34 protein-coding genes are annotated in these 24,971 nt (G+C 40.0%); 11 read left to right on the top strand and 23 right to left on the bottom strand.

From position 1 onward, the window contains the following. Positions 1 to 12: 12 nt before the first annotated feature. The 4 genes from glyS to SDEL_RS07610 form a co-directional block, all read right to left on the bottom strand. The gene (glyS, locus tag SDEL_RS07595; protein WP_012857271.1) at positions 13 to 2,064 is read right to left on the bottom strand and encodes a glycine--tRNA ligase subunit beta; all 2,052 of its coding nucleotides are present in this window, start codon (positions 2,062 to 2,064) and stop codon (positions 13 to 15) included. 86 nt (positions 2,065 to 2,150) lie between these two features. Then, positions 2,151 to 2,354, bottom strand: coding sequence for a phosphoribosylaminoimidazole synthetase (locus SDEL_RS07600; protein ID WP_148209255.1), 204 nt, complete (start codon positions 2,352 to 2,354; stop codon positions 2,151 to 2,153). Positions 2,355 to 2,429: 75 nt separating this feature from the next. Next, positions 2,430 to 3,362, bottom strand: coding sequence for an endonuclease/exonuclease/phosphatase family protein (locus SDEL_RS07605; protein ID WP_012857273.1), 933 nt, complete (start codon positions 3,360 to 3,362; stop codon positions 2,430 to 2,432). Then, the gene (locus SDEL_RS07610; RefSeq protein WP_012857274.1) at positions 3,362 to 4,012 is read right to left on the bottom strand and encodes a carbonic anhydrase; all 651 of its coding nucleotides are present in this window, start codon (positions 4,010 to 4,012) and stop codon (positions 3,362 to 3,364) included. Before SDEL_RS07610 ends, SDEL_RS07605 begins: the two co-directional genes overlap by 1 nt. A 110-nt stretch (positions 4,013 to 4,122) precedes the next feature. Between SDEL_RS07610 and ppnP the strand changes: the two genes are divergently transcribed. Further along, entirely contained in the window at positions 4,123 to 4,434 is a 312-nt protein-coding gene (gene ppnP, locus SDEL_RS07615) for a pyrimidine/purine nucleoside phosphorylase (protein WP_012857275.1), read from the top strand. 3 nt (positions 4,435 to 4,437) lie between these two features. On the opposite strand, the gene SDEL_RS07620 is transcribed toward ppnP, so the two are convergent. From SDEL_RS07620 to SDEL_RS07660, 9 genes are all read right to left on the bottom strand, one after another. Beyond that, on the bottom strand, positions 4,438 to 5,577 hold the full coding sequence (locus tag SDEL_RS07620; RefSeq protein ID WP_012857276.1) for a BaiN/RdsA family NAD(P)/FAD-dependent oxidoreductase: 1,140 nt from the start codon (positions 5,575 to 5,577) through the stop codon (positions 4,438 to 4,440). Positions 5,578 to 5,598: 21 nt separating this feature from the next. Beyond that, positions 5,599 to 6,294: an SIMPL domain-containing protein gene (locus SDEL_RS07625; protein WP_012857277.1), complete on the bottom strand. Its 696-nt coding sequence runs from the start codon at positions 6,292 to 6,294 to the stop codon at positions 5,599 to 5,601. A gap of 12 nt (positions 6,295 to 6,306) precedes the next feature. Continuing rightward, the gene (locus SDEL_RS07630) at positions 6,307 to 6,777 is read right to left on the bottom strand and encodes a tRNA (cytidine(34)-2'-O)-methyltransferase (protein WP_012857278.1); all 471 of its coding nucleotides are present in this window, start codon (positions 6,775 to 6,777) and stop codon (positions 6,307 to 6,309) included. A 115-nt stretch (positions 6,778 to 6,892) separates the two neighbouring features. Next, a complete protein-coding gene (purU, locus tag SDEL_RS07635; RefSeq protein ID WP_012857279.1) occupies positions 6,893 to 7,735 on the bottom strand; it encodes a formyltetrahydrofolate deformylase in 843 nt (280 codons plus the stop codon). A gap of 2 nt (positions 7,736 to 7,737) precedes the next feature. Continuing rightward, positions 7,738 to 8,865, bottom strand: a complete 1,128-nt coding sequence (locus tag SDEL_RS07640; protein ID WP_012857280.1) for a tRNA nucleotidyltransferase/poly(A) polymerase family protein — start codon at positions 8,863 to 8,865, stop codon at positions 7,738 to 7,740. Further along, complete coding sequence (locus tag SDEL_RS07645; protein WP_012857281.1) at positions 8,862 to 9,245, bottom strand: CiaD-like domain-containing protein; 384 nt, start codon at positions 9,243 to 9,245, stop codon at positions 8,862 to 8,864. Before SDEL_RS07645 ends, SDEL_RS07640 begins: the two co-directional genes overlap by 4 nt. Beyond that, positions 9,236 to 9,484: a hypothetical protein gene (locus tag SDEL_RS07650; RefSeq protein ID WP_012857282.1), complete on the bottom strand. Its 249-nt coding sequence runs from the start codon at positions 9,482 to 9,484 to the stop codon at positions 9,236 to 9,238. Before SDEL_RS07650 ends, SDEL_RS07645 begins: the two co-directional genes overlap by 10 nt. Then, positions 9,481 to 10,554: a 3-isopropylmalate dehydrogenase gene (gene leuB, locus SDEL_RS07655; RefSeq protein WP_012857283.1), complete on the bottom strand. Its 1,074-nt coding sequence runs from the start codon at positions 10,552 to 10,554 to the stop codon at positions 9,481 to 9,483. Before leuB ends, SDEL_RS07650 begins: the two co-directional genes overlap by 4 nt. After that, positions 10,551 to 11,039, bottom strand: a complete 489-nt coding sequence (locus SDEL_RS07660; protein ID WP_012857284.1) for a 3-isopropylmalate dehydratase small subunit — start codon at positions 11,037 to 11,039, stop codon at positions 10,551 to 10,553. The genes leuB and SDEL_RS07660 overlap by 4 nt, the downstream gene beginning before the upstream one ends. A 209-nt stretch (positions 11,040 to 11,248) precedes the next feature. Between SDEL_RS07660 and SDEL_RS07665 the strand changes: the two genes are divergently transcribed. From SDEL_RS07665 to SDEL_RS11855, 3 genes are read left to right on the top strand one after another with little or no spacing between them, the layout of a single operon-like run. Further along, a complete protein-coding gene (locus SDEL_RS07665) occupies positions 11,249 to 11,563 on the top strand; it encodes a nucleotidyltransferase family protein (RefSeq protein ID WP_012857285.1) in 315 nt (104 codons plus the stop codon). Beyond that, a complete protein-coding gene (locus SDEL_RS07670; RefSeq protein ID WP_012857286.1) occupies positions 11,556 to 11,921 on the top strand; it encodes a HepT-like ribonuclease domain-containing protein in 366 nt (121 codons plus the stop codon). The genes SDEL_RS07665 and SDEL_RS07670 overlap by 8 nt, the downstream gene beginning before the upstream one ends. A gap of 46 nt (positions 11,922 to 11,967) precedes the next feature. Next, a complete protein-coding gene (locus tag SDEL_RS11855) occupies positions 11,968 to 12,378 on the top strand; it encodes a hypothetical protein (RefSeq protein WP_012857287.1) in 411 nt (136 codons plus the stop codon). On the opposite strand, the gene SDEL_RS07675 is transcribed toward SDEL_RS11855, so the two are convergent. Next, on the bottom strand, positions 12,331 to 13,698 hold the full coding sequence (locus tag SDEL_RS07675) for an IS4 family transposase (RefSeq protein WP_012856485.1): 1,368 nt from the start codon (positions 13,696 to 13,698) through the stop codon (positions 12,331 to 12,333). The genes SDEL_RS11855 and SDEL_RS07675 overlap by 48 nt on opposite strands. Before the next feature lie 144 nt (positions 13,699 to 13,842). Between SDEL_RS07675 and SDEL_RS07680 the strand changes: the two genes are divergently transcribed. Continuing rightward, entirely contained in the window at positions 13,843 to 14,751 is a 909-nt protein-coding gene (locus tag SDEL_RS07680) for a potassium channel family protein (RefSeq protein WP_012857288.1), read from the top strand. A 47-nt stretch (positions 14,752 to 14,798) separates the two neighbouring features. Here SDEL_RS07680 and SDEL_RS07685 read toward each other — a convergent pair whose 3' ends face one another. From SDEL_RS07685 to SDEL_RS07700, 4 genes are all read right to left on the bottom strand, one after another. Next, on the bottom strand, positions 14,799 to 15,068 hold the full coding sequence (locus SDEL_RS07685) for a Txe/YoeB family addiction module toxin (protein ID WP_012857289.1): 270 nt from the start codon (positions 15,066 to 15,068) through the stop codon (positions 14,799 to 14,801). Continuing rightward, the gene (locus SDEL_RS07690; RefSeq protein ID WP_012857290.1) at positions 15,065 to 15,328 is read right to left on the bottom strand and encodes a type II toxin-antitoxin system RelB/DinJ family antitoxin; all 264 of its coding nucleotides are present in this window, start codon (positions 15,326 to 15,328) and stop codon (positions 15,065 to 15,067) included. Before SDEL_RS07690 ends, SDEL_RS07685 begins: the two co-directional genes overlap by 4 nt. Positions 15,329 to 15,418: 90 nt before the next feature. Beyond that, a complete protein-coding gene (locus tag SDEL_RS07695; protein WP_012857291.1) occupies positions 15,419 to 16,003 on the bottom strand; it encodes a pseudouridine synthase in 585 nt (194 codons plus the stop codon). Continuing rightward, positions 15,991 to 16,791: an ABC transporter ATP-binding protein gene (locus SDEL_RS07700; protein WP_012857292.1), complete on the bottom strand. Its 801-nt coding sequence runs from the start codon at positions 16,789 to 16,791 to the stop codon at positions 15,991 to 15,993. The genes SDEL_RS07695 and SDEL_RS07700 overlap by 13 nt, the downstream gene beginning before the upstream one ends. Before the next feature lie 112 nt (positions 16,792 to 16,903). On the opposite strand from SDEL_RS07700, the gene SDEL_RS07705 reads away from it, so the two are divergent. From SDEL_RS07705 to SDEL_RS07730, 6 genes are all read left to right on the top strand, one after another. Further along, positions 16,904 to 17,218, top strand: a complete 315-nt coding sequence (locus tag SDEL_RS07705; protein ID WP_012857293.1) for an ArsR/SmtB family transcription factor — start codon at positions 16,904 to 16,906, stop codon at positions 17,216 to 17,218. Next, complete coding sequence (locus SDEL_RS07710) at positions 17,215 to 18,474, top strand: arsenic transporter (protein ID WP_012857294.1); 1,260 nt, start codon at positions 17,215 to 17,217, stop codon at positions 18,472 to 18,474. Before SDEL_RS07705 ends, SDEL_RS07710 begins: the two co-directional genes overlap by 4 nt. A 76-nt stretch (positions 18,475 to 18,550) precedes the next feature. Further along, complete coding sequence (gene msrP, locus SDEL_RS07715) at positions 18,551 to 19,468, top strand: protein-methionine-sulfoxide reductase catalytic subunit MsrP (protein WP_012857295.1); 918 nt, start codon at positions 18,551 to 18,553, stop codon at positions 19,466 to 19,468. Beyond that, the gene (locus SDEL_RS07720) at positions 19,465 to 20,007 is read left to right on the top strand and encodes a ferric reductase-like transmembrane domain-containing protein (protein WP_012857296.1); all 543 of its coding nucleotides are present in this window, start codon (positions 19,465 to 19,467) and stop codon (positions 20,005 to 20,007) included. Before msrP ends, SDEL_RS07720 begins: the two co-directional genes overlap by 4 nt. Positions 20,008 to 20,071: 64 nt before the next feature. Further along, complete coding sequence (locus SDEL_RS07725) at positions 20,072 to 20,839, top strand: DpnI domain-containing protein (protein ID WP_012857297.1); 768 nt, start codon at positions 20,072 to 20,074, stop codon at positions 20,837 to 20,839. A gap of 3 nt (positions 20,840 to 20,842) precedes the next feature. After that, entirely contained in the window at positions 20,843 to 21,295 is a 453-nt protein-coding gene (locus SDEL_RS07730; protein WP_012857298.1) for a hypothetical protein, read from the top strand. A gap of 7 nt (positions 21,296 to 21,302) precedes the next feature. Here the strand turns inward: SDEL_RS07730 and SDEL_RS07735 are convergent, their stop codons facing one another. Genes SDEL_RS07735 through SDEL_RS07755 form a run of 5 tightly spaced genes read right to left on the bottom strand, consistent with a single transcriptional unit; the run spans position 21,303 to position 24,918 of the window. After that, positions 21,303 to 21,890: a DUF2179 domain-containing protein gene (locus SDEL_RS07735; protein ID WP_012857299.1), complete on the bottom strand. Its 588-nt coding sequence runs from the start codon at positions 21,888 to 21,890 to the stop codon at positions 21,303 to 21,305. Positions 21,891 to 21,900: 10 nt separating this feature from the next. Further along, on the bottom strand, positions 21,901 to 22,098 hold the full coding sequence (locus SDEL_RS07740) for a YwbE family protein (protein ID WP_012857300.1): 198 nt from the start codon (positions 22,096 to 22,098) through the stop codon (positions 21,901 to 21,903). 55 nt (positions 22,099 to 22,153) lie between these two features. After that, positions 22,154 to 23,944, bottom strand: coding sequence for a DNA helicase RecQ (gene recQ / locus SDEL_RS07745; protein WP_012857301.1), 1,791 nt, complete (start codon positions 23,942 to 23,944; stop codon positions 22,154 to 22,156). Further along, positions 23,945 to 24,448, bottom strand: coding sequence for a PaaI family thioesterase (locus SDEL_RS07750; RefSeq protein WP_012857302.1), 504 nt, complete (start codon positions 24,446 to 24,448; stop codon positions 23,945 to 23,947). It lies immediately after the preceding gene. Beyond that, a complete protein-coding gene (locus SDEL_RS07755; RefSeq protein ID WP_012857303.1) occupies positions 24,445 to 24,918 on the bottom strand; it encodes a hypothetical protein in 474 nt (157 codons plus the stop codon). The genes SDEL_RS07750 and SDEL_RS07755 overlap by 4 nt, the downstream gene beginning before the upstream one ends. Positions 24,919 to 24,971 lie beyond the last annotated feature (53 nt).

Here is a 24,971-nt window from a genome sequence, read left to right on the forward strand (position 1 = left end):
CCTTCTAAAGGTTTAGAGTGTAATCTCTTTAATATCTGCAATCGACTTAAACGCCGTGTAAATAGAGCCAATGAGGTTTTGGCGATTGGCTCTTAGTTCAGGATTTTCCACATTAACCATGACGTTATCAAAAAAAGCATCAATATGTGGCTTGAGCGCAAACAATGCATCCAAATGCGCTTCAAAACTCTCATAATTTTTCGCATTAACCGCACTAAACGCATCAAAGAGTGCCGTTTCGTACGCATTTTCAAAGAGCGCTTGGTTAATACTAAGTGTTTGGTTCATATCCATGTTTTTAATGATATTTGCCACCCGTTTAAAGGTTGAAAACATCTCTTTAAAGCCATCATCTTGCACCATCGTTGCAAGTGCTTGAATCTTTAACGACAAGCGGACAATGTCTCGCTCTCCACTGCTAATGACCGCTGAGATAATCGAAGGATTGACATCGAAAAATTGATACATACGCTCCAAAAAGAAGCTCTCTAAAAGCGCAAAATCAAACGCCTTATACCCTTGCGCAAGTGCTTTTAAATCTTTAGAAATGTCAAAAGCGATGCCTTGCTCTAACACAATTTTCACAATGCCATTGACCGCACGGCGAAGCGCATACGGGTCTTTGTTTCCTGTGGGGATTTTGTTAATGCTAAAAAGCGCAATAAGTGAATCAAGCTTATACGCCAAAGCGACAATAGCGCTAAAAAGCGTACTAGGAAGCGCACTTTCCTCAGAATTTGGAAGGTACTGCTCTTTAAGTGCAAGGGCGAAAAGTTCATCCTCACCCGCTTCTTTAGCGTAGTAGTAACCCATTAAGCCTTGAAGTTCGGTAAATTCATAAACCATTTCGCTGAGCAAATCGCTTTTAGCATACAAGACCGATTTTTCCATCAGTGCGTTTAGGCTCTGGGGATTTAAACGGCTATGCTCTGCTAAGAGTCTCTCTTGGTATTGCGCACTTAAATAGAGCGCTATGGCTTTTTCACGCTTCGTTTTATCCATCAAAGAGCCTAACCCATCCAAATAGGTAATATCTTTAAGCCCCTCATAGCAAAGCCCTTTTTTCAAGTCGTTATCTAAGAAGAAAATGGCGTCAGACAGACGGGCACGAAGCACTTTTTCATTTCCTTTGACAATCAAATCATAATCATCGCTAATGGCGTTAGAGACCACAATAAAACGATTGGTCAGTTTGCCCTCTTTAAAGACAGGAAAATAGCGTTGGTTCTCTTTCATGGAGGTAATAATCACCTCAGGAGGCAGACGTAAAAAACGCTCTTCAAAACTTCCGATTAACGCCGTTGGATACTCCGTAATCGCCACAACTTCTGCCAAAAGCTCAGCATCAATCTCAATGCTCACACCCTCTTTTGCCTCAATCGCTTTAAATGCATTTAAAATGATCTCTTCACGTTTGGAAGGGTAAAGCACCACGCCACGTTCAGCCAAACGCTCAAAATAATCGCCCGCAAACATATACGCAAAAGGCTCATACGAGATGGTACGGTGTGGGTATGAAAAGGGTGTGGACTCGACACCAAACAAGGAAAACGGCACATGCTCATCTCCTAACATACAACCAAACCAGCGAATCGGGCGAATAAAACTCTCTTCCAAAAAGCCCCAACGCATGGACTTTCCAAAATTCAGCCCCTTAATAAACTGCTCGATCATCTCTTTAAGCAGTGGTTTAGAACTTTGAGGTGCAATGGTTCGCTTGTAGTACAAAACCTCTTTGCCATCTTTCATCGCCGTAGCAATTTCGCTAAATTCTACACCGCATTTTTTCGCAAATCCTAAAGCCGCAGGAGTGGGTGCGCCATCTTTAAGGGCAACACTGAGTGGCGCTCCAAAAAACTCCTCCTCTTTTTCTCCTTGTTCAGTCGGGAAAGACTCGTGCCAAAGCACCAAACGACGAGGTGTATAATAAAACTCAAACGCACACGCCAAAGCATTTTTTTCTAAAATATCAAGCCATTGTTTTTCGATGGTAGGAAGTTCTTTTAAAAAGGGAATTGCAGGGAGTTCTTCAACACCAATTTCTATCAAAAGGGGTTTGACCATGATCAACCTTTACATGTAAATAATTTGAGTCGATTGTAACGCAAAGTTGGTTAAATCGTCCTTTTACATGTAAAGGCAAAAAGCCTCTAACGGCTTGATTTGCACGTTCCAAAGAGTTTAGCAAACAACCAAATGGAAGGACAAAAATCGGTAATCGCCCATAGCACAATCATGCCAATCACAAAACTAAGTAACACCGTTCCATAAATTGAGCCAATACTCATAAGATACATCGCCACCAAAAGTACCCCAGCCATCACCAAACGTTGCAATTTTTCAGCACACACCATCATTCTCACCTTTTATGTTAGTTATAAGGGAGAACTATAAAAATAAAGGACTTAAAAAAGTGTTATTTTTGTGACTTAATCTTTTAACGTATGGAAAATCGCAGTCACAGGAAAATGGTCAGAATACCCCTCTCCTAGATGCTTTCCTTTGCCTCTATCGCTGATTTGCCATCGTTTGGGGTTGCCCTTAACATCCAGCATATAAGGTGCTTCAAACCGTTTTAAAGAGTTGGCTTTATACTCTATGCCTTTGGCATCGTAAAGCGTTGGCGCAATGACGATGTGGTCAAGTGCGGTTTTTTGTTTGCCATAACTGTGCGAGTAGCGCTCATTTTGTGGCAGGTCATACCATGTGTTATACAAAGGGGCACTTTTATCGCCCACGCCTAAAACCGTGACAAAGCCTAAACCCCAATCCTCTTTTTGCACCTGATACGGTGAGTTAAAATCCCCCAACAAAATAAAGGCTTTGTCCTTTTCTTTAAGCAAACTATTTTTTAAAGTTGTCGCATAGACAAGGCGTTCATCCTCTTTTTCCTTATGCGCTGGCCAATGGTTAATGTAAACATCTAAAAGATTTTGCTCTATCTTAAGCGTAATGCGGTGAATGCCTCTAGGCTGGTCTTTCATAAACAAAGAGTCGGTTTGAGCAATGGGAAAACGTGAAAGCAGTGCGGATTCTATAGAGACACGCTCCTTCTTTTTGGGATAAAAGAGATAGGGGTACTTTTTAGCACCTAAGGCGTTGTTTAAACGCTCTAAAATCGCCTTATTTTCGACCTCTGCAAGGGCAATCACATCCGCATTTATATCGCCAATAACCTGTGCGATGTGCGCGATTTTACGCTCCACCATCGCTTCATTCCAGCCGTGTTTGGTGTTGGGCGAGTATTCTTTATATTCATTCCCATTTTTGGTGGCATCAAAAAGATTTTCAATGTTATACGTGGCGACTTTAAACTCCAATCCAAAGAGAAAAAAGGGAACAAAAAGAAGTAAAAAACGCATTAAAACTCACTGATTGAAGACATTGGCTCAAATTCACCCGATTCGGTGTTAAAGTACTCCAATTCACCCGTATCCAAACGATAATACCATGAGCGAATAAAAAGCTCACCCTCATTCACACGACGCTCTACATCTGGATAGGTGAGAAGATTTTTAGACTGAAAAAGCAGGGAAATTTTCTCGGTTAATTCCAAGCGTTCTTCATGCGAAACGCTTTGCGAAATCAACTTCTGTGTCACATAGTTTTTCGCTTCCAGTCCTAACTCTAGCCACTTTTTAACATGCACGAGATTAATATCAGTAATCTTTGTGTACATCGTCTCAATCGCCCCACAATGCGAATGCCCACACACGATGATATCGGTCACTTCAAGTACAGAAACCGCATACTCAATACCTGCTGCCGTAGCATGATAGTCATCATCAGGGGCAAAAGGAGGAACGAAATTTCCCACGTTTCGCAAAACGAACAGTTCACCAGGTTCAGCAAGCGTAATTAAAGAAGGATCCACCCTTGAATCACTACACGCAATAAATAAAACTTTTGGATTTTGACCGTTTTTGACCAAATCTAAAAACTTATTTTCATACTTTTTAAACTTCGTATCTTTAAATTTTTCATAGCCACTGATTAAATCCGCAATTTTCATTCTTCATCCTTTTGAGATTTTCGAAAGTATACAAAAAGAGTCCAAACAAAGAAATTACAAGCACAAAGTGATTATAATAGCTCCAATTTTTTAAAGCATAAAGGAACATCATGGAATTTAAAAACGCAACCATTTCAAAAAAAGCCAATGTCTATTTTGATGGCAAAGTGGTCAGCTACACCGTAAAATGTGAAGATGGTACGACTAAAACGCTAGGTGTGATGCAAGAAGGTGATTATACGTTTAACACAGGTGCAGCTGAAGTCATGGAGTTTTTAAGCGGAGAACTCAGCGTTGAGCTTCCTAACCAAACAGAGCCTTTGGTGATTCACGGAGAAGCCACCTTTGACGTCCCTGCAAACGCTAGTTTTACCTTACATGTAAAAACCGTAGCAACCTATTGTTGCGCTTACGCTAACTAAACCTTATACTGCCTTAGCAAAACGCATTGCTGAGGCAAACGCCCATTGAAAATTAAAACCGCCAAGCTCGCCTGTGACATCTAAGACTTCACCAATAAAATAAAGCCCTTCGCATTTTAAACTTTGCATCGAAGCACCATCAATTTCATCCGTACTTATGCCACCCCTTGTGACTTCAGCTTTGGTATAGCCAAAATTTCCAGCAGGTGAAAAGGTGTAGGCTTTGAGTGAGGTCAAAAGCTCTTTTTCATTGGCATTTAATTTTGAGAGCACTTTATCTTCCAGACGCACCGCATCTAAAAAGGCTTTGCTAAAACGTTTTGGCAGTCCTAGTGCGGTGGTTATCTGCTTTTTGGCATGGGTTTTAAATAAGGCTTCCATCGAAGAAATATGGGGTAAAAAGTCAATGCAAATGTTCCCTTTTTTCCAATACAAAGAGCCACTCAGCACACAAGGACCGCTAATGCCTTTGTGCGCAAAAAGAAGGTTTTCACTAAAGGTTTTACCTTCTACATGTAAAGCAACAGGCAAGGCAATACCGCTGAGTTCCTTCATCCAAAACTGCTCTTTTTGAAGGGTTAAGCCTACCAGTGCAGGCGCAGGAGTGATGATTGTGTGCCCAAACTGCTCTGCGATTTTAAAGCCAATATCACTCGCCCCTATGCTTGCATAACTAAGCCCGCCACTAGCAACCACCAGCTTTTTGGCATGAATCTCACCCTTTGTGGTGTGAATGATAAAATGCTCTTCTTTTCTTACATGTAAAACTGTCGTAGAGAGATAAAAGGTGCAAAAAGCACTTAATCGCCCAAAAATGGAGACTAACTCTTTGGCACTGTTGGCACAAAAGATTTGCCCATGAGAACGCTCTTCTAAACTTAAACGCTCTCCCTTAACAAACTTGAGCGTTGCAGAGGCATCAAACGCTTCTAAAATGGGCTTTATAAACGCCCTATTTCCCAAATAATTCGCTTCACTCGCATAACGATTGGTGAGGTTACACTTACCTCCACCAGAGATAAGCAGTTTTGCACCCATTTTGGTATTGCTATCAATAAGCGCAACATCGCTTCCTTGCAGATGCGAAGCCGCCATTAAGGCACTTGCCCCCGCTCCAATAAAACAAATGTCGTGAATTTTCAAGCCATATACTTTTTAAAAAGATTATTTTTGTGGCGCACACGCATAACGCACGGTTGCACCCAGCACCAAGGTTTCATGATGCACCAAAGGGGCTTGTGTCGGGACAGATGAGAAAGACTTAGCAGCTGGAGCTGCCCTCATTAAGAGAGGATGCGATGATGTGGTATTTTCAAAAGCCACTTCTTTCACCACACAGGTTTGATGGGTCTCTTTGGAAAAAGAGAGGGCTTGTTCATTGGCTACTTTTAATAACGATGAGCGCAATGCCAAACGGTTAGCATCTTGTACCCCACCACTAACAACCCATGCCAAAGCCCCTTGATGAGTGATGATGCTAGGCGCTTTTACCTTTTCTAGTCTTTCAACCAGCGTGTTGTACTGCTCAACGGAGTTGAACGCACACGAAAAGAAGAGACTTCCCTTGTAGCCCATAAAAATTTGTTTGTTATCTTGATACGTATAGGAAGGATAAAGGCGATAGCCACCCCCTTGACACAGCTCGTTGTTACTATCAAACGCTTTGACTTCCGCCACCAAAGCATTGAGGTGCTCTTTAATCACGTTACTATTTTTATGCTCTTCTTCAAACGATAATTCACCACGCAAACAATCAGGAATCAGCACACGTGTGACACTCTCTTGCGTAGTAATCTCCATATCTGCACTCAAAAACAGAGGAAAAATAGCCATCATAAAAAAAGAAAAAAATCGTTTCATCCTAAAGCTCCTTTATACCATTGCAAATGCGCTAAAATTTTGACGAATCGCATCGTAGAGAATAATGCCAGCGGAGGTAGCTTGATTGAGGCTTCTGCCATTTTTTCCCATGGGTATGGTAATGGCATTTTCCCATTTCAACTGCATCAATTCCATCGGAAGTCCTGTGGATTCGCCTCCAAAAAAGAGAAAATCCCCTGCTTGAAACGAGGCTTCAAAATAAGGTTTTTTCGTTTTGGTTGTGGCAAAAAAGAAACGCTCTACTTTATCGGCATGCATCTTTAAAAAATCCTCTAAACTTTCATACACATGCACATCCAGCAAATGCCAATAATCAAGCCCCGCTCGCTTAACGGTCTTATCGCTAATCTCAAACATGGTGGGTTTGACAATGTGCAAACTACAATCCGCATTCACACACATACGACCAATGCTTCCTGTATTTTGAGGAATTTGAGGGTGAACTAAAACAATGTTAAACATAAACTCATCTCCAATGAACAAAACATATCACGATCTTCTTTCTGCCACAAAGTGGCTAGCTTTAGCGCCTAGTGCAACGTAGCTTTTTGGGCTTTGCCCAAAAAGCGTGTCAGAATCAAAAGATAATCGTTTTATTATCGTGCACAAAAATGCGCTCTTCAAACACCAAATCAAGGGCATTGGAAAGAACGACTTTTTCCACATTGCGCCCTGCTTTTTGCATATCTCTCCAGCTCATTTCATGATTGACATGAATGACATCTTGCGCAATAATAGGCCCTTCATCCAAATGGTTATTGACAAAGTGCGCCGTCGCCCCTATAATCTTCACACCTCTCTCATACGCCTGTTTATAAGGATTTGCACCAATAAACGCAGGCAAAAATGAGTGGTGAATATTAATCATCTTCTCTTCATAATGCCCTACAAATTCGCTCGATAAAATACGCATGTATTTGGCAAGCACAATATAATCCACACTGTATCCAGCCAATACCTCTAAAACTTTTGCTTCATGTTCAACTCGGTTTAATCCCTCATGACTCACACAATGAAAAGGAACATTGAACTTATCGCTAAGCCCCTTTAAATCTTCGTAGTTTGAGACAATCGCTAAGATGTTCGCATTCAAATCGCCACTATCGTGTTTGAGCAAAATATCACCCAAACAGTGTATCTCTTTGGTACCCATCAGAATAATATCTTTTTTGCGTGCCTCAACGACATGAATGTTAGAACGGGCAGGAAGCATCGCCTGAAGGGTGCCTTTAAACGCATTCAAATCTGCCTCTCCGTTTAACTCCGCGCGCATAAAAAACTTGCCATTTTCCCTATCCACATACTCATCGTTTTTGATAATATTGAGCTGGTATTTAAACACCACATCCGCAATGCGATAAATCAACCCTTTCTCATCAGAACAATCAATTTTTAAAATATAATTTTTATTTACATCCATACTTACTCTGCCTCACATAATTCTTGAATTTTAGCTATACGTCTTTTTCGTAACTCATCTCCAATGGAGCGTCCCTCAAATCCTTCATTCATCACATCATGAACGCTAATGCCCCCATCAAAAGGCTGCTCCCAAATCTCAAGCGCTATGGCACGCTCTTTCACACCTTCCCTGTAATGCCCTAACCATTCGCACAAAGGTATATCAAGGCTTACATGTAAAAGGGTTTTATCATTTATCTCGCCCTCCACAAATGGCTGGTTGCGAAAAAAACGACGGTAATGATTGGGCGCATCAAGGGCACTAAGCCATTTTATAGGGTCTTGTTGTAAACGATTGGCGACGATGTAAACAAAATAGTAAGAGGCAAACTCCTCTTGAAAATTGTGCTTACATCGTAGCAATTCGCGCGCAATCGTAAAAAAATGATTTTCCACTTTACATGTAAAACATTTTTCAAACAGCTCAAGTTGGTACATGTAAAATAATCCATAGTGCAAATAAGAAGCATTAAACAGTTTTTCAAACTCCCATAAAATACGAGGTTTTGTTAAATCAGACAAGGCAATCTCTCGCATAATCATCAAACTTTTTGACTCTATTTTAAAACCTAAACGTGCACTAAATTGCATCGCACGAAGCACTCTTAAGCTATCTTCTTTAAATTTTTCTTCATCAATAATGACCAACAAACGATCCAAAATCGCCTTTTGCCCATCCCAAAAATCAAGCAGTTCATACGTGAAGATATTGAGCATCATGGCATTGATCGTAAAATCACGCCTTTTAGACGCCTCTTTTTCATCCTCACATACCTCAACCTCAAAGGCATTGTGTCCCACACCACTTTTGCGCTCAATACGAGGCAAAGAGAAGTCGATATTGCCCCATTTATACACAAAAAAACTTTTACCTACCCCCACCGCACCAATGCGTTGCATCAAGTTATCAAAGGTTTCAGGGGCAATGTCATACACCTCAATATCCAAATCATGTAAAGGTTCATCCACACAAATATCTCTCACGCTACCCCCTACCAAATAGGCACGTTTGGTATACGGCGCTAAAAACGTTTTTGCTTCTTCAAATTGTGAGAGAAATGACCCATGCAGGTCGATATAGCGTTTCATTTTTTAGAAGAGTCCACTTTCTCCAACTGCTCATCAATCGTGGCTAAAAGATACTCTAAAAAGTTGAGCGTCAAATCAATTTTCGCTTCAATGTTTTTATTGTTTGGAGATTGGAAGCCCTCAAATAAAACCAAAATACGCTCACGCAAATTGAGATAAAACTGTCTCTCCCGCTCTTCACAGCTCGATTCATCCACGAAAGAGAGCCTTACCTCTGCCTCTTTATGAATCTCTTCGTGAACCTCTAGCATAATCTCAGGCTCAAACGCTTCTGCATTCACCTGTCGTGGCGGTTGCAGGGTTTGTGCCTTGGATTCCTCCTTAGGCACAACCTCTTCAAGCTCTTTGAGAGTCGATAAAATCATCTCTTTTAATTCCATAGCTTTACCAACCACCTTTCAAATTCTAAAAATTCGACTTCCGAATTCATATTTAAAAAAAACTTTTTCATCTCTTCATCGACACCGAGGTATTTTTTGCGAATCCCAGAGAGACGCTTAATCGCAATTTTCGCCTCTTTATTCTCAGGATTTGCCATTAATAACTCCTTATAAATCTCCAAAGCCTCATTTTTGAGACCTTGAAGTTCATAAATCGAAGCAAGAGTCAGTGTTCTCATAGTTTATTGACATAATCAGCGATAATAGAACCCATTTGTGTCGTTGAACACACCTCTTTCGCCCCATAGTTCGCCAAATCTTTCGTTCGATAGCCATCTTGAAGCACCTTTTTAATGGCACTCTCAATTCTATCCGCCGCTTTACTCTCACCTAGGGCAAAACGTAACATCATAGAGGCACTTAAAATGGTAGCAAGTGGATTGGCGATGCCTTGTCCTGCGATATCAGGGGCTGAGCCATGAATCGGCTCAAACAAGCCTACTTTGCCACCAATGGATGCTGAAGGTAACAATCCAATAGAACCGCTAATCATACTCGCCTCATCACTTAAGATATCCCCAAAAATATTGCCCGTTAAAATGACGTCAAATTGGCGTGGGTTTCGTACCAACTGCATCGCTGCATTGTCTACATACATGTGAGTTACTGTCACTTCTGGGTACTCTTTGGCGATTTCATTGACCGTGTCTCTCCAGAGTTGGCTTACTTCTAAAACATTGGCTTTATCGACAGAGCAGACCTCACGACGACGCTTCATGGCTGAGTCAAACGCCACACGGGCAATACGCTCAATCTCAGGTTTGGTGTAAATCATGGTGTTGTAGCCCGTGAAGCCATCATTGGCACGAGGCTCACCAAAGTAAATGCCCCCCGTTAGCTCTCGCACGACAAATAAATCAACCCCTTTAAGCACTTCAGGCTTAAGTGTACTCGCATCTAAAAGCTCATCAAACACAGCCGTTGGACGGAGGTTTGCAAATAAACCTAAGGCTTTACGAAGTTTTAAAAGACCCGTTTCTGGGCGAAACTCACGAGGCAAAGTATCCCATTTTTGACCGCCAATCGCACCAAAAAGCACTGCATCGCTTTTCAAACACCCCTCAATGGTCTCATCAGGAAGTGGTGTGCCTTTAAAATCATACGCCACACCACCCATAAGGTAGTCTTCATAACGCAGTTCAAAATCCTCTTTTGCACACACGCTGTCCAATACTTTAATCGCCTCATCGACAATTTCAGGGCCAATGCCATCGCCACGAATCACCGCTATATTATAGATTTTTTTCATTTTTTCATCTCTTTTTGTGCATAATTCATCAATCCACCCGCATCTAAAAGCTCTTGCATAAAAGGAGGAATCGGCGTAAATTTATACGTTTTTGAGCCATGTGTGATCTCGCCACTCTCCATAGAAATAGCAATGCTCTCACCCTCTTGAATCGCTTCAGTATTAGGAAGCTCAAAAATAGGCAGTCCCGTGTTAAACGCATTGCGGTAAAAGATACGGGCAAAACTTTTTGCCACCACAGCACTCACACCTGCTGCTTTTAACGCAATGGGAGCGTGTTCACGACTGCTACCACAGCCAAAATTTTCACCCGCAACAATGATATCACCCTCCCCAACTTTTTTCGCAAACTCAGGGTCAGCATCTTCCATGACATGTTTTGCCAACTCTTTAGGGTCAGACGTGTTTAAATAACGTGCCGCAATGATTAAGTCTGTGTCGATGTTATCACCAAAACACCACACTTTTCCACTAATCGTACTCATGATTATCCTTCGTGCCGTTCTTAGATTTTATGGGGATGATTTTATCGAAATGGGGTTGTGAAAAAGTTTAATTGCCAATACATGGGGAAATTTGCGCTTATTTTCATCATTCTCGTAAACATAAAGTCTAAAGCTGAAAAATGAAAATTATAGGCTTTTTTGGTAAAATGAAGCTAGATTTTAAGGCATAACATAAAGGTAGAAAAATCATGCAAACTTCTGGCTCAACAATTCTTCAAAAAGAGGATATTTTAGCAACACTGCGTGAGCATAAGGCATTTATAGAAAAAACATACGATGTTGAGAAAATAGGTCTTTTTGGAAGCTTTGCGAACAATACCCAAACCACACAAAGTGACATTGACATCTATGTTGAATTTAAACGCAAAACCTTTCGAAATATCGCTGGTCTTTGGGTTTATCTTGAAAAATTGTATCAACGAAAAATTGACCTACTTCACAAACATAAACAAAGTCAAGGCGCCATTTTTGAAAAAATCCAAAAGGAAGTTATCTATGGATAAAGCAACCACAAAAGAGCTTTTGGCCTTTATTTTGGAGAGTTTGGCATTGGTTAAAAAGCGTTTTGAAACTATTCACTCTAGTGATGATTTTTTACAAAACGATGCAGGGCTTGAAAAACTTGATGCCATCGCTATGCGCCTTCAATCCATCGGTGAAGCGCTTAAAAATCTGATAAAGCGTGAAAAAGAGCTTTTGCTCGAAGTAGCAGATGAGACCTATTGGAGTGAGATTATCAAAACACGTGATTTTATTTCCCATCACTACGTGGCGATTGATGCAGAAATTGTATTTGATATTTGTAGCAGTGAGCTTGAAATGCTAGAGAAAAAAATAGTCGCATTGCAAGATTTGGTTTAGTCTCTATTTTTATTTTTTTTGTTATGTTATAGGAGCGCAATTTATTATGCTAAGAGATATTTTTGATTATAAAGGTGAAAGTCGATTTAAATTACTCAAATTAATATTGAACAAATATCATATTCAAACGACTCTTGACACTTTCAATAATAAGTCTCAGCTTGATTTATTTAAAGACCTTATTTATCATTATTTTATTCATAATAGCGATATAGATTTAAAAAAATTAGCAGAATTTTATTTTCAAAATAAAGACAACTATTCTTATAACAGCTCTGAACAAGGTCTATTAGCTATTGTTTTACGATGGGAAACAGATGTTGGCTTAGCTTTAATAGAAGAAATTAAAAAACATCGAAATATTGATGGTAAACAGCTTAATTGGTCATCTAATGGATTAACTTATAACTCATCTTTCGCACCTAAATCCCAGCAATTCTTGAGTTGCACTTCGTAGTGTAGCAATTATACTGGTAAAATCCTTATTGTTCTTTACAATCTCATCAATTTGTGCTATTTTGTCCATTATTTCAATAAACGCTTGCATAGCAATAGAAAGCGTGTAGAGTTCACACTCCAAATCTTTAAATAATCCACCAATGGTTTTTGGCTCATGGCTGATTCTATTGATGTAGCTGACAATATTGTAAGCAAAGAATGAAAGTGTCATTCTAGCAATCAGTGCTTCATAGATTCTATTTTCTTCTTGTCCAAACCCAAAGTATTCTCTGAGCTCTTTATAGCCTTGTTCTATATCCCATCGTCGTTTATAAATCTCAATAATCTCTTCATCATTGAGTTCTAAATCGGTGGAGACAATAGGGATGAGATTGTCGGTGGTTTTAATAAAAACAATTTTGAGTTTCCCTGCATTTTTATGTTCAACAACGGTTGAAAAATAGCTAAAGCGAATCTTCTTGCCATATGTTCCCACTTTGGCATTTTTAAGCTTTTTGTGTTTTTCATACATGGCATTCAGTGTTTTTTCTTTGTCATTAAAGTTCCAAATCTTAGTGTTGTTAGCAATTCTTGAAATGACCTTTAGACCCAAATCGTTCATCTCTTGGATAAAGGCTGGTTTAGAGTACCAACTGTCAACCAGCAAGTAATCAGCGTATATACCACTGTGTACAGCTCTTTTTACCATAGCCAATGCTATCTTAGACTTACCCTCCATAATCTCCATTCTTCGTTTGTAAGCGTTGCAACGGATATCGAGTTCTGTACTAAACTCTTCAACTTTAACGCGGGCATAGTTTCCCATGCTCATTGCAAAATCTATCATAAAATTTGAATAACCATCACTATAATTCAAAGAAACAACATTGATCCCTCTAATGGTTCGCTTCTCTTTATTGCTCCAAAGTCCATCACGACTCCCCTCTATATATTTACCTGTTTTACCCTCAACCGTATCATCCATAATAAAGACTTTTATTGACGAAGCATCTTGGACTTTATGCAAAAGCTTGATGATTTTTAAAGTGCTTAAAGAGAGAAGTTTTCTCCAGTTGTAGCTACTATTTTGCAAAAGTCTGTAGTAGGTGTCTTTTTTAAAACTCTCATTGCTTTGGTGCATAAACGAAGATATCTTTTTATTCATCACCAACATATAGACAAAGTGTAATACAACAAGATAGGGGGCTACGCCTTCTCTTTTCTTTACAAAGTTAGCACGGTGTAAAATACTCTTGATGTTTAAGAGTTGCAGTGTTTGATATATGGGGTTTTTAAGCGTTGTATTTATGGCCGATAGGATCTGTTCTTGAAGATTCATGGATGATATTCTTTATTTTTATTATAGCTAAAAGTGCCTAATATAGGGCTTTAACAGACTTTTTTCATTTGTCAATATGGAGATGGCACTCTTCTAAACGCTCGAAAGAATAGCCTTTTTAGACTATTCTTTTATTGGAATTAGGTGCGAAAGCTCAGTTATAATTTAAAAAAATGGCATTACTTACACAAAGAAATTTTGAGTTATATGCTTAATCAAAAATTTATTTACGGAAATTTGATAACAATAGATTCTCTTATAGAAGATTATCTAAATTTGGACTTTATACCTTTACATAAATTGGCAGCAAATCATTTTGAAGAACTTAAAAATTTATCTCTCGATAATGCCTCAATTCAAGTTTCAATGTTTATATGTCCAGACCTTTCAAATATTGTTTTTCATACTCTACATATTCATAACTCATTAATTCTAGGGCTTGATTTACAAAATGCAACATATGCTAAAAATATTATTTTAAACAATTCACGTTTATTTCAAGGCTCCTTAATTTCTCCAACAGATAAACAGAACAATATTAATCTCATTTTTAAAAAACCTAATATATTTGCATTACTTAAAAGTCTAGTGTATGGTAAAAAAGCATTTTTATTTCAAAAATTAGAATTACTTCCAGGTACAACATTAGAATCAAAAGAGTTGTATGATTACTACAATTGGTACAATTATTATGTTATAAATAATCGAAAAAGAAGCAAATTAACTTCTTTTTTTGATTTGGTTATGACCAAATACTATACATCGTTTTTTTATGTCTTTTTATGGTCTGTTATTTTTATTGTCGGATATGCTACTGCCATGTACTTTTTAAATCACATTGGCAATTTTTTTACTTTTAAAGAAGGAATAAAAGATGATTTTCCAACATACTTATTTATGAGTTTAACAAACTTTACAACACTAGGATTTGGTGAAATTGTACCATCTCATTGGTTCTCATATATTGTTGTTACAATGGAAGTATTTACTGGATACTATATGTTAGCTATGTTAGTTGCAATAGTTGCAAAACGAGAAATGAAATACTCTTAGCTACTAAAACTTAATATAACGAATAGCAGGACTCAACTTTTAACTTTCTACTTATCCGCATAATGCGTTTTACATTGTACGACCTCGATGGTCTCTTCTAAAATGCGGTAAACAATGCGATTTTTTTCATCAATCCTACGACTCCAATACTCTGACAAATCGCCTCTTAGCCGCTCAGGTTTGCCGATGCCCATGTTGCCATTTCGCATGATGTCTGACAAGAGTTGATTGATGCGTTTTAGCGTCTTTTTATCTTCACTCTGCCATGAAAGATATTCGTCCCATGCTATTTGCGTAAAAACGATTTTTTGACTCATTGAGCCATCTTTTCTAACGCATCAAGGCTTTTTACCGTTTTGTCGGTACTGGCAATGGACTCTCGTAGTTTTGCTTGATTGTATGGGCTATAAAACGCATCTTTACGCACCACTTCAAAAGGAATGCCACCACGGTTGAGTGCTTGACGTACAAACATATTAAACGCTGTGGTCATGTTAAGCCCTAACTCACCAAAAAGCTCTTCAGCTTGTTTTTTCACCGTTTCATCCATGCGAATATTGATGTTTACTTGTGCCATAATTTCTCCTTTATTTTTGTAAATTATAGCAAATTGTAAATAAAATTATGTAAATTTATTAGATTTTCTGCATAATAGAGGGCTTTTCTTTTAATGTTTATCTAAAAGCATTTTCTCTTCTTCCTCTGAAAGAAAACGCCATGTGCCAATGTCGATGTCAAGTTTAAAATCACCAATGCTAATTCGGTTTAGCTCTAAAACTTTTAAAGGTGTGCCAAATTTTGGGTCTTTGAGTGCCCCAAACAATCGACGAATATGACGATTTTTTCCCTCGTCAATCACAACGCTTAGTTTCGTTTTGGCACCGCCCATGCCTATCTTTTTCACTTCCAGTGCTTTCAATAAACCTTGTGAAGTTTGAACCCCTTTTAATGCCTCTGCGATATGTTCATCCATCACATGCCCTCGCACCCAAATCTCATATACTTTGGTGCACTTTTTAGGCGTCGTCAATGCGTTGCTTATGTGACCGTTGGTGGTAAATAACAAAAGCCCCTTCGAGTCTAAATCAAGCCGTCCAATGGGCATCCATCCTTCATTAAAAGCCCAATCGGGCAAAAGATCATACACTGTTTTCCGCCCAAGATCATCCGAACGTGTAACGAGATAACCCTTAGGTTTGTTGAGAACGAACAGCTTTTTTGAAGTGGTCATTGTGTGAGTTATTGGGAGCATTTATCGACCCTTTCAATCACATAACGCCCATTTTCACACGTTACATGTAAAGGCACACCAAAGGTAAAACTCAGATGTTCATCGCTTAACATCTCCTCTTTTTTCCCTTGTTGGTAAATGCGTCCCTCTTTTAAAAGTACCACATGAGAAATTGCTTCAAAGACCTCTTCTAAATGATGCGTAATCAAGATAACCGTACGCTCTCTTGCGATTTTTTGCAGTAAATTTACAAACTCTATTTGCGCTTTGATGTCCAGTCCCACGGTGGGCTCATCGAGTATCATCGCTTTAGGTTCATGCACCAAAGAGCGTGCGATGATGCAGCGCCTAAGCTCCCCTGTGCTCATGCTTGAGATGCGTTTATCCCTTAAATGCGAAATTTCCAAAGAGGCTAAAACCTCTTCTGCTTTCTTTACATGTAAAGGCGAAAAACCTTGGTGTTCGTAGAGATGAAAACTGCTAAAAAAACCTGAGAGAGCTACTTCAAACCCATTCAAATCAGGCGCTCTTTCGCTAAATTGGTAGTGCAAATCATTGGTAATAATCCCCAGATTTTTTTTCAGCTCCCAAATATCCCAAACACTTTTACCAAAAACCTCTTTTTTCATCACCTCACTGTAACGAGGGTAAATGTCGTTGGAGAAGAGTTTTAGCAGGGTTGATTTTCCAGAGCCGTTTGCCCCTAAAATCGCTGTGTGTTCACCCTCTTTTATCTTAAGGCTGATGTCATGCAACACATTTTCATCTTCATATGCCACACAAATATGCTCAAAATTAACAATCTCCATCTTCACTCCTTTGCCAAAATTATAGCACGTCCGCCCTTTTGCTTTTCATATCAATATATCTTGATATGAATAAAACTTTGTGCTATACTCTCCTAAAATTTAAGGAAAACGCATGGAGATTTTTTTACAAACCATCGGTGCGCTCAACGATGCCACTCGTTTGCAGATTCTTCGTTTTATTCAGCTCAACGGCGAAGTGTGCGTGTGTGAGATAGAAGCGTCATTTAATATGATTCAATCACGCATCTCCCGCCATCTTAAAATCCTCAAAGATGCGGGATTTTTACGGGTTAATAGACGAGGAAAATGGGCATACTACGCCATTCGTACCCCACTGGATCGCTTTCGTTTGGAATGTTTGGAAGAGCTGAGTTATCTTGACATCCCTTTGCCCCTCAAACCACTGGCGTGTAACGAAAATCTATGATACTCTCTTTTTCACTTTTCCTCGCTACCCTTTTGCTGGTGATTATTCAACCTCGTGGACTTAAAATCGGCACTTCTGCTATGATAGGAGCAGGATTTGCTCTGCTTTTAGGCGTGGTCAGTTTTGAGGATGTTTTAGTGGTCACAGACATTGTTTGGGATGCGACGTTGGCGTTTATTGGTATTATTATTCTCTCTTTAGTCCTTGATGAAATAGGCTTTTTTGAGTGGTGCGCCATTAAAATGGCAAAGCTCTCCTATGGCAATGGACATCTGATGTTTGTCTATGCGCTTCTTTTAGGCTCACTCATCTCCGCACTCTTTGCCAATGATGGAGCGGTGCTTATTTTGACCCCAATTTTACTGGCTAAAATGCGCATTTTAAAGTTAGAAGCCAAAACGATTGTGGCGTTTTTACTCGCAGGAGGCTTTATCTCCGATAGTGCGTCACTCCCCTTTGTCTTTTCAAACCTTACCAACATTGTGACGGCAAACTACTTTAACATTGGTTTTGCGACCTATGTGAGCGTTATGTTGACCCCTTATATCGCAAGCACCATTGTTTCCATTGCGATTTTATGGCTCTTTTTACGCAAAGATATTCCTTTACATGTAAACACAGAGCTTCTTAAAAATCCCGATGATGTCTTAAAAAGCAAACCCCTTTTTTATCTGAGTTGGATTTTTATCGCAGGGCTTATGGCAAGCTATTTTGTGGGCGAATTTTACCACGTGCCCATTAGCTTTATCGCCTTAGGTGGGGCATTTAGTTTTTTGGCCATCGCAAGCTACTTTAAAGCCGCCAAACCGTGGCTGACCATTAAAACTGCTCCGTGGCAAGTGGTGTGGTTTAGCATTGGGCTTTACATTGTGGTGTATGGGTTAAAAAACGCCGGACTGACGGAGTATTTGAGCGCTCTTTTGCAAACGCTTAACCAACAAGGAGAGCTTATCGCCATTGTTGGGACGGGATTTATCGCAGCTTTCTTAAGTGCGGTGATGAATAATCTCCCCAGTGTTATGATTATGGATATTGCCTTACATGACATCCAAAATAGTGCCTTAGCCTACGCCAATATTATCGGGTGCAATTTAGGACCGAAGATGACCCCTTTTGGCTCACTCGCCACGCTTTTGTGGTTGCATGTCATGGCAAACAAGGGGGTGAAAATTAGCTTTTGGGAGTACTCAAAATTTGGACTTATCGTCACTCCACCCATTCTTTTACTCGTTCTCTTAAGCCTCGCAAGCCTTTAAATGTTTTACATGTAAAGGTTCATGCTTTGTTGTGACTTTTGTGTTACAATAAAACAACTTTGCAAAGGAGTAAGCCATGAAAATCACCCCTGAAATTCTCTTTGAAGCACGCCGTCATTTTTTAAAACTGGGAGCTGGAGCACTGGTAAGCACCACGGCACTCTCCAAACTTTTAGCCTCCATGCCAGAAGAAATTCAACTCTCCTTTACCAAAGATGCCAACCCCTTAAACCTCACGCCTAATACCTTTGAGCAGGTGAGCAATTATGTCAATTTTTACGAATTTTCCACCGATAAAACCGCTCCTGTCAAAATGGCTCAGAGCATGAAAACCAAACCGTGGAATGTGGGCTTTTTTGGTGAAATTAAAACCGAACAGATGCTAGAAGTGGATGATCTTATCGCTAAGTTTGGACTGGAAGAGCGCATTTATCGTTTTCGCTGTGTCGAGGGTTGGTCGATGGTCGTTCCGTGGATTGGATTTCCACTCTACAAATTGCTTGATTACCTAGAGCCAAATGCCAAAGCCAAATACGTGAAGTTTACGACTCGTCATGAACCTGCAATGTTTCCCGACCAACAAAAAGGACTTTTTGCCTCTATCCAACATCCTTACGTGGAAGGGCTACGCATGGATGAAGCACGTCATCCACTCACCTTCATTGCGGTGGGAATGTACGGCAAAGCGCTTCCGAAACAAAATGGCGCACCGATTCGTTTGGTCGTACCGTGGAAATACGGCTTTAAATCCATCAAATCCATCGACCTCATTGAGTGCGTGGAAGAAGAGCCTAAAAATACCTGGCAAGTGATGGACTCAAAAGAGTACGGCTTCTACGCCAATGTCAATCCAAACGTTGATCACCCCAGATGGAGTCAAGCCAAAGAGCGAGTACTTGGAAAACTCACCAAACAAGCCACTTTGCCTTTTAACGGCTACGAGAAAGAGGTGGGACATCTGTATGCGGGAATGGACTTGAGGAAGTTTTTTTGAAAACGTTTCTTACGCTCATTGCCCTCCTTCCTTTGGGGTACGCTTACTACAAACTTGAAAGTGCCATCGACCCGATTAAAATGCTCTACACCACCACAGGCGTTGGGGCGATGGTACTGCTTTTGCTCTCACTCGTGCCTTCTACATGTAAACGAGTCTATGGGCAAAACTTCCTCCGCTACCGCAAAACCATTGGGCTTTTAAGCTTTGTTTACGCCCTTTTACATGTAAGCGTTTTTGTCGTTTTAGACAGTGAATTTGACTTTGTCACCCTCTTTGAGAAAAGCCTTAAAAAGCCGTTCATCTATGTTGGTGTTATCGCTTTTTTCATCCTTCTTTTCATGGCACTGACTTCTTTTAAAAAGCTCTTTGCTAAGTTTTCAAAGTACCACAAAGCGGTCTATCTCGCTTTAGCCTTAGCCCTGCTTCATAGCTTCTGGGCGCAAAAAGTCGCTGGTGTGTTTGAGTATGGCATCGTTGCTGTGGGTGTCGTGCTTTTATGGGAGAGAGTTTGGGCGTGGAAGACAAATTTTAAGTAGAAAAACATACGCACTTCGGTAAAATCTGCTTTTCTAGCAAGACCTTCAAAGGTAAAAATAACATATGAATCTGCACTTTAATCGTTCACTGATTCAAGAGTATAAAAATAGTTCCCAAATTGCCCGTGTTCTCACTGAAAATTGGGTAGAAAAAAATATTTTTTGCCCCAGTTGTGGCACACCCATCCAATCTTATGAAAATAATCGCCCTGTGGCTGATTTTTATTGTCTTACATGTAAAGAACAATTTGAGTTAAAAAGCAAAAAAGGCTCTTTAGGTAAAAAAGTAACCGATGGCGCTTACGATACGATGATTGCACGACTTAAAAGTTCAGAAAACCCCAATTTTTTCTTTTTAACCTATGAGCTAAAAACCCTTCAAATTCATAATTTTGTTGTGATGCCAAAACATTTTTTTACCCCAGAAATCATTGAAAAGCGTAAACCCCTATCCCCCAATGCAAAACGCGCAGGATGGGTGGGATGCAATATTTTACTGAGTGCCTTACCTGAGAGTGGAAAAATTTTTTACATACACAATCAAACCATACAAAGCAAAGATGCCATTTTAGAGAAATGGGCAAAAACACTCTTTTTAAAAGAATCTCATGGTGAACAAAAAGGGTGGATTCTTGATATTATGGCGTGTATTGAAAAGCTCCATAAAAAGCAATTTACAAGACAAGAGCTATTGACATTTATTCCTTATTTACAAACAAAATACCCCAAAAACAATAACATCGAATTCAAAATTTCACAGCAACTGCAAGTTTTAAGAGACAAAGGTTTTTTAAAATTTACAGCCCGTGGCAATTACGAATTAATAGGATAATCTATGCCCATTTCTCGAGAACATGCACTGCTCATTATCAAATATCTTTTAGACCATCCAACGTTTTATTTTCCTTTTGTGCTCGTATGCAAAGGTTATGCCAGCAATACGTACAAGGATGATGATTTTGTTGAAATTATTCCTAGTGATGACTATGAAAATTTAGTCGAAAATCGACATTACGACACGTTTGAACTTTGGGAAAATGTACAAAAGTTAGACGTAGAAACACTCCAACTAATGTCAAAAGGGTTTATTGAACACATCATGGCACATTCCATAGAAACTGAACTTTTAGAAAATGCCAAAAAATATAGAGCACTTTGGAAAGAAGAGCTTTGGGAATCCACAGATATTGAGAAGTTTGCTCAAAATGAATATTTTGGCGCTAAAGCAGAGGGATTTGAAGAAAGCCTTGAAATCTTTAAAAAACATCTCGCATCTTCTTACATGTAACCTTCTTTTACCGTCTATTTCCTCTAAAGAGTGTAGAAAATAAAGAGTGTTTTTTCTCTTCCATCGGAAAAGTGGGGTCACTTGCATGGCGGACATCTTCGATGGAGTAAACCGCTTGAGGGTTGTACGTGCCAATTAAAGAGCGTACTTTTTCGATGTCGGAGCGTTTGATGACGGTAAAAATAATATTGACCGAACCTGCGTTTCCCTCTGCATCCGTCACCGTCACGCTGTAACGAAGTGAACGCAGTGCGCTCACCAAATGATGCGAATCTTTTTTGGTAATAATTCGAATCACCACCATCCCCAAAGCCAAACGACTCTCAATGAACATCCCAATGTAATTGCCCAAAGAAAAGCCTAAAGCGTAGGCGATGTAGTTAATAGGATTGGTCAAATTTGCCATGACTTTTGAAATCGCCATCAGCCAAATGCTCACCTCAAAAAAGCCGAGTATTGGCGCCCAGAGACGAAGCCCTTTCGAGACAAAAATAATGCGAAGTGTGCCAATACTAACATCGGTAATGCGTGCAAGACAGATTAAAAGTGGTATGCCATAAAGGGTAAACGCCTCACTTGCAAAAAGTTCGCTCATACCCCGCCTCCTAAAGAATAATCTCTTTCACACGCCCGACTTCACCGCTTTCAAGTCGCACTTTAATGCCATGCGGATGATTGGCGGAATTGGTCAAAATATCTTTTACCACACCCTCGGTGAGCTTTCCGCTCTTTTGGTCTTCTTTTAAAACGATGAAAACTTTAACGCCTTTGTGAATGTTATTTCGACTTTGTCCAGCACTCATGTTTATCCTTTACATGTAATGCTCTATTATACACGTTTTTTTTTACATGTAAAGCTTAAGTGAGTGTGCGACACAAGGCTAAAAAGGCTTCACCGTATCGTTCAAACTTCACCTCACCTACGCCACTGACATCGAGCATCGCTTCTTTATCCACAGGGAGTTTTTCTGCCATCTCTTTAAGGGTTTTATCGCTAAAAACCACATACGGCGGTATGCCATTTTCTTTGGCAATTTCCAAACGCAAAGCACGTAATTTCTCAAATATAGGGAGTTCAAATGCACCACTTAGTGCTTTCGTTGATTTTTTAGAGACTTTTTTGCGCTCTTCCAAACGCTTCGCATGAATGCTTACCGCTAAACGCTCTTTGATTATCTGAGCGCCGTATTCACTGAGACTCACCACACGGTATTCGCCCACTTTTAGCGCTTCAAGCTCCATCAGTCTATCGCCGATGCTCAGCCACTGCGCCTTACTTCGCTCTTTTCCAATGCCATAAACCGAAAGGCTTTTATGTCCGTTTTGTGCTATTTTTTCATTGCTTACGCCCATTAAGACATCAATGACGTATTGTAACCCAAAACGCTGTCCTGTACGGTACACGCTAGAGAGAAGCTTTAACGCCTCGTTTGAGATGTCCACACTCTGCTTTTCACCCTCCACGCAGTTATCACAACGGGTGTTACATGTAAGAATCGTATCGTCAAAATAGCTTGCAATTTGTTGATGGCGGCAGACTTGAGAGGTGGCAAATTTAGCGATGGCATCGAGCTTTTCATAGGCTACTTTTTGGTACTCTGATGCGGGTTGCTCACCAATGCGACGTTTGTGCTCCACAATATCTGACGCTGAAAAAAGCAGTAAAGTTGAAGAAGGTAGTCCATCACGTCCCGCACGCCCGATTTCTTGGTAATAATTTTCAAGGGTTTTAGGCAATGACATGTGTGCCACAAAGCGAATATTGCTCTTATCAATGCCCATCCCAAACGCCACGGTGGCAACCACCACGTCGATTTCATCGTTTAAAAAAGCGTGGTAGGTCTCGTTTTTTTCTTCGGTGCAAAGCCCTGCATGATAAGCACGTACACGCATGCTATACCCTTGTAAAAAGAGCGCTAAACTCTCCGTCTCTTTGCGTGTGAGTGTGTAAATGATGCCACTCTCGTTTTGAAACGCACGCAAAAAGCTCAAAAGTTGCTCACGTCCATTACCATTGCGATAATCCGCTTTAATCGTAAGATTCTCACGCTCCACTTTCGCACGAATGATTAAAGGATTGATAAGACTTAATTGCTGAAGGATGTCATGTTCCACGATTTTTGTCGCCGTCGCTGTAAATGCGGCAATGGGTGTTTTGGGAAAGTAGTGTTTCAGGCGAAAGAGTTGTCGGTAATCTTCTCTAAATTCATGCCCCCACTCACTCACACAATGCGCTTCATCAATGACAAAAAAGTTAATGCAAAGGGTTTGTAAAAAGTGTAAAAATGACTCACCCTTTAAGCGTTCAGGTGCAACATACAAGAGTTTAAGCTCACCCTTACGGCACGCTTGCATGCTCTCTTGGATTTCTTGGGGTGATTGCATGGATGAAATCATAGAGGCTTTAATGCCAAAGGCAGAGAGTGCGGTGATTTGGTCGTGCATCAAGGCTAAAAGCGGTGAAATGACAACGCTAAGACCTTCCATCACTAAGGAAGGAAGCTGATAACACAGTGACTTTCCAGCCCCCGTGGGTAAAATCATCATCAAATCTTTATGCGCTAAAATCGCATTGACCGCTTCTTCTTGATTGGCTCTAAAATGATGGTGTCCAAAGACACGCTGAAGGATGTTGTATGTTGTATTCACCTAGAGTTCTATCTCGTCTCTATCTTTACCATCGCTGGCAAACCACTCATCTTCAATAAAATCACTCTCAACAATTTGCGAAACATTGCGCTTCATATAGCGACCTGAGGCAGTGACGGCAACTTCGCCATTGGGAAGTATCAGCTCACCTGTGCCTTCAAAAATGCGCCCTTTATCATTCACGATGCGCCCAACGACTTTCAGCTCCACATCCAAAGGAACGGGCTTTTTGTATTTTAAATTAAGCTCAATCGTCACACCAAAACTCTCTTGCCCATAATGCGCCATAATGGCTCTCCCAATCGTCTCATCCAAAATCGTTGCGGAGATGCCACCGTGTAAGATATTGGGATAACTTTGCAAATAGGTATGCCCCGTAAAATAGCCCACAACCTCTTTATTTTCCAACTCGTAAAATTTTGTCTTCAACCCAAAAGGATTTTCGATGCCACACACCAAACAGTTTTTAGAGATATGCTGTTTGGCTGTCACTTTCCACTTCACGCTTTTACTCCATGAACCTTTTCAAGCTCTTTGCGCACTTTAGAGTAGAGCTTCAAATCAACCACTTTATAGCTTTTCAAAAGAGCATCTAAAAGTGCGCTATTTAGCTCTTGTTGGTCGTTTTTATCTTCAGGAATGATTTTGTCTTTAACACCACAGTTGTTACAAAAATCAAATAAATAGGTCGCATTAATCTCATAATCAAGGCGGTGTGTCACATCATTTTTAAGCTTTCGTGTCTCATTCATAATAACAAACTCTTGTTCACTAATGGTTTTAAGTGAGCGCAACTCTTCAAGCAATTTAAACTGTGTCATACTACGAGACGTCCCTGGAATCAGAACTTCTGCTACAAACTCATAATACGCTTCCACCGCTAAAATCATCACATAAAGATTTTTTCCCAGAGGATTTTCTTCTTGCTCAATAAAATCTTTAAAATAGTGCAGTTTTTGCATTTCAACCATCATATACGTATCCTTTTTTTATTATATTAGAGTTCTTACAGAACTCTTGACACGCC

It is taken from the genome of Sulfurospirillum deleyianum DSM 6946 (genome assembly GCF_000024885.1).
Taxonomy (GTDB): domain Bacteria; phylum Campylobacterota; class Campylobacteria; order Campylobacterales; family Sulfurospirillaceae; genus Sulfurospirillum; species Sulfurospirillum deleyianum.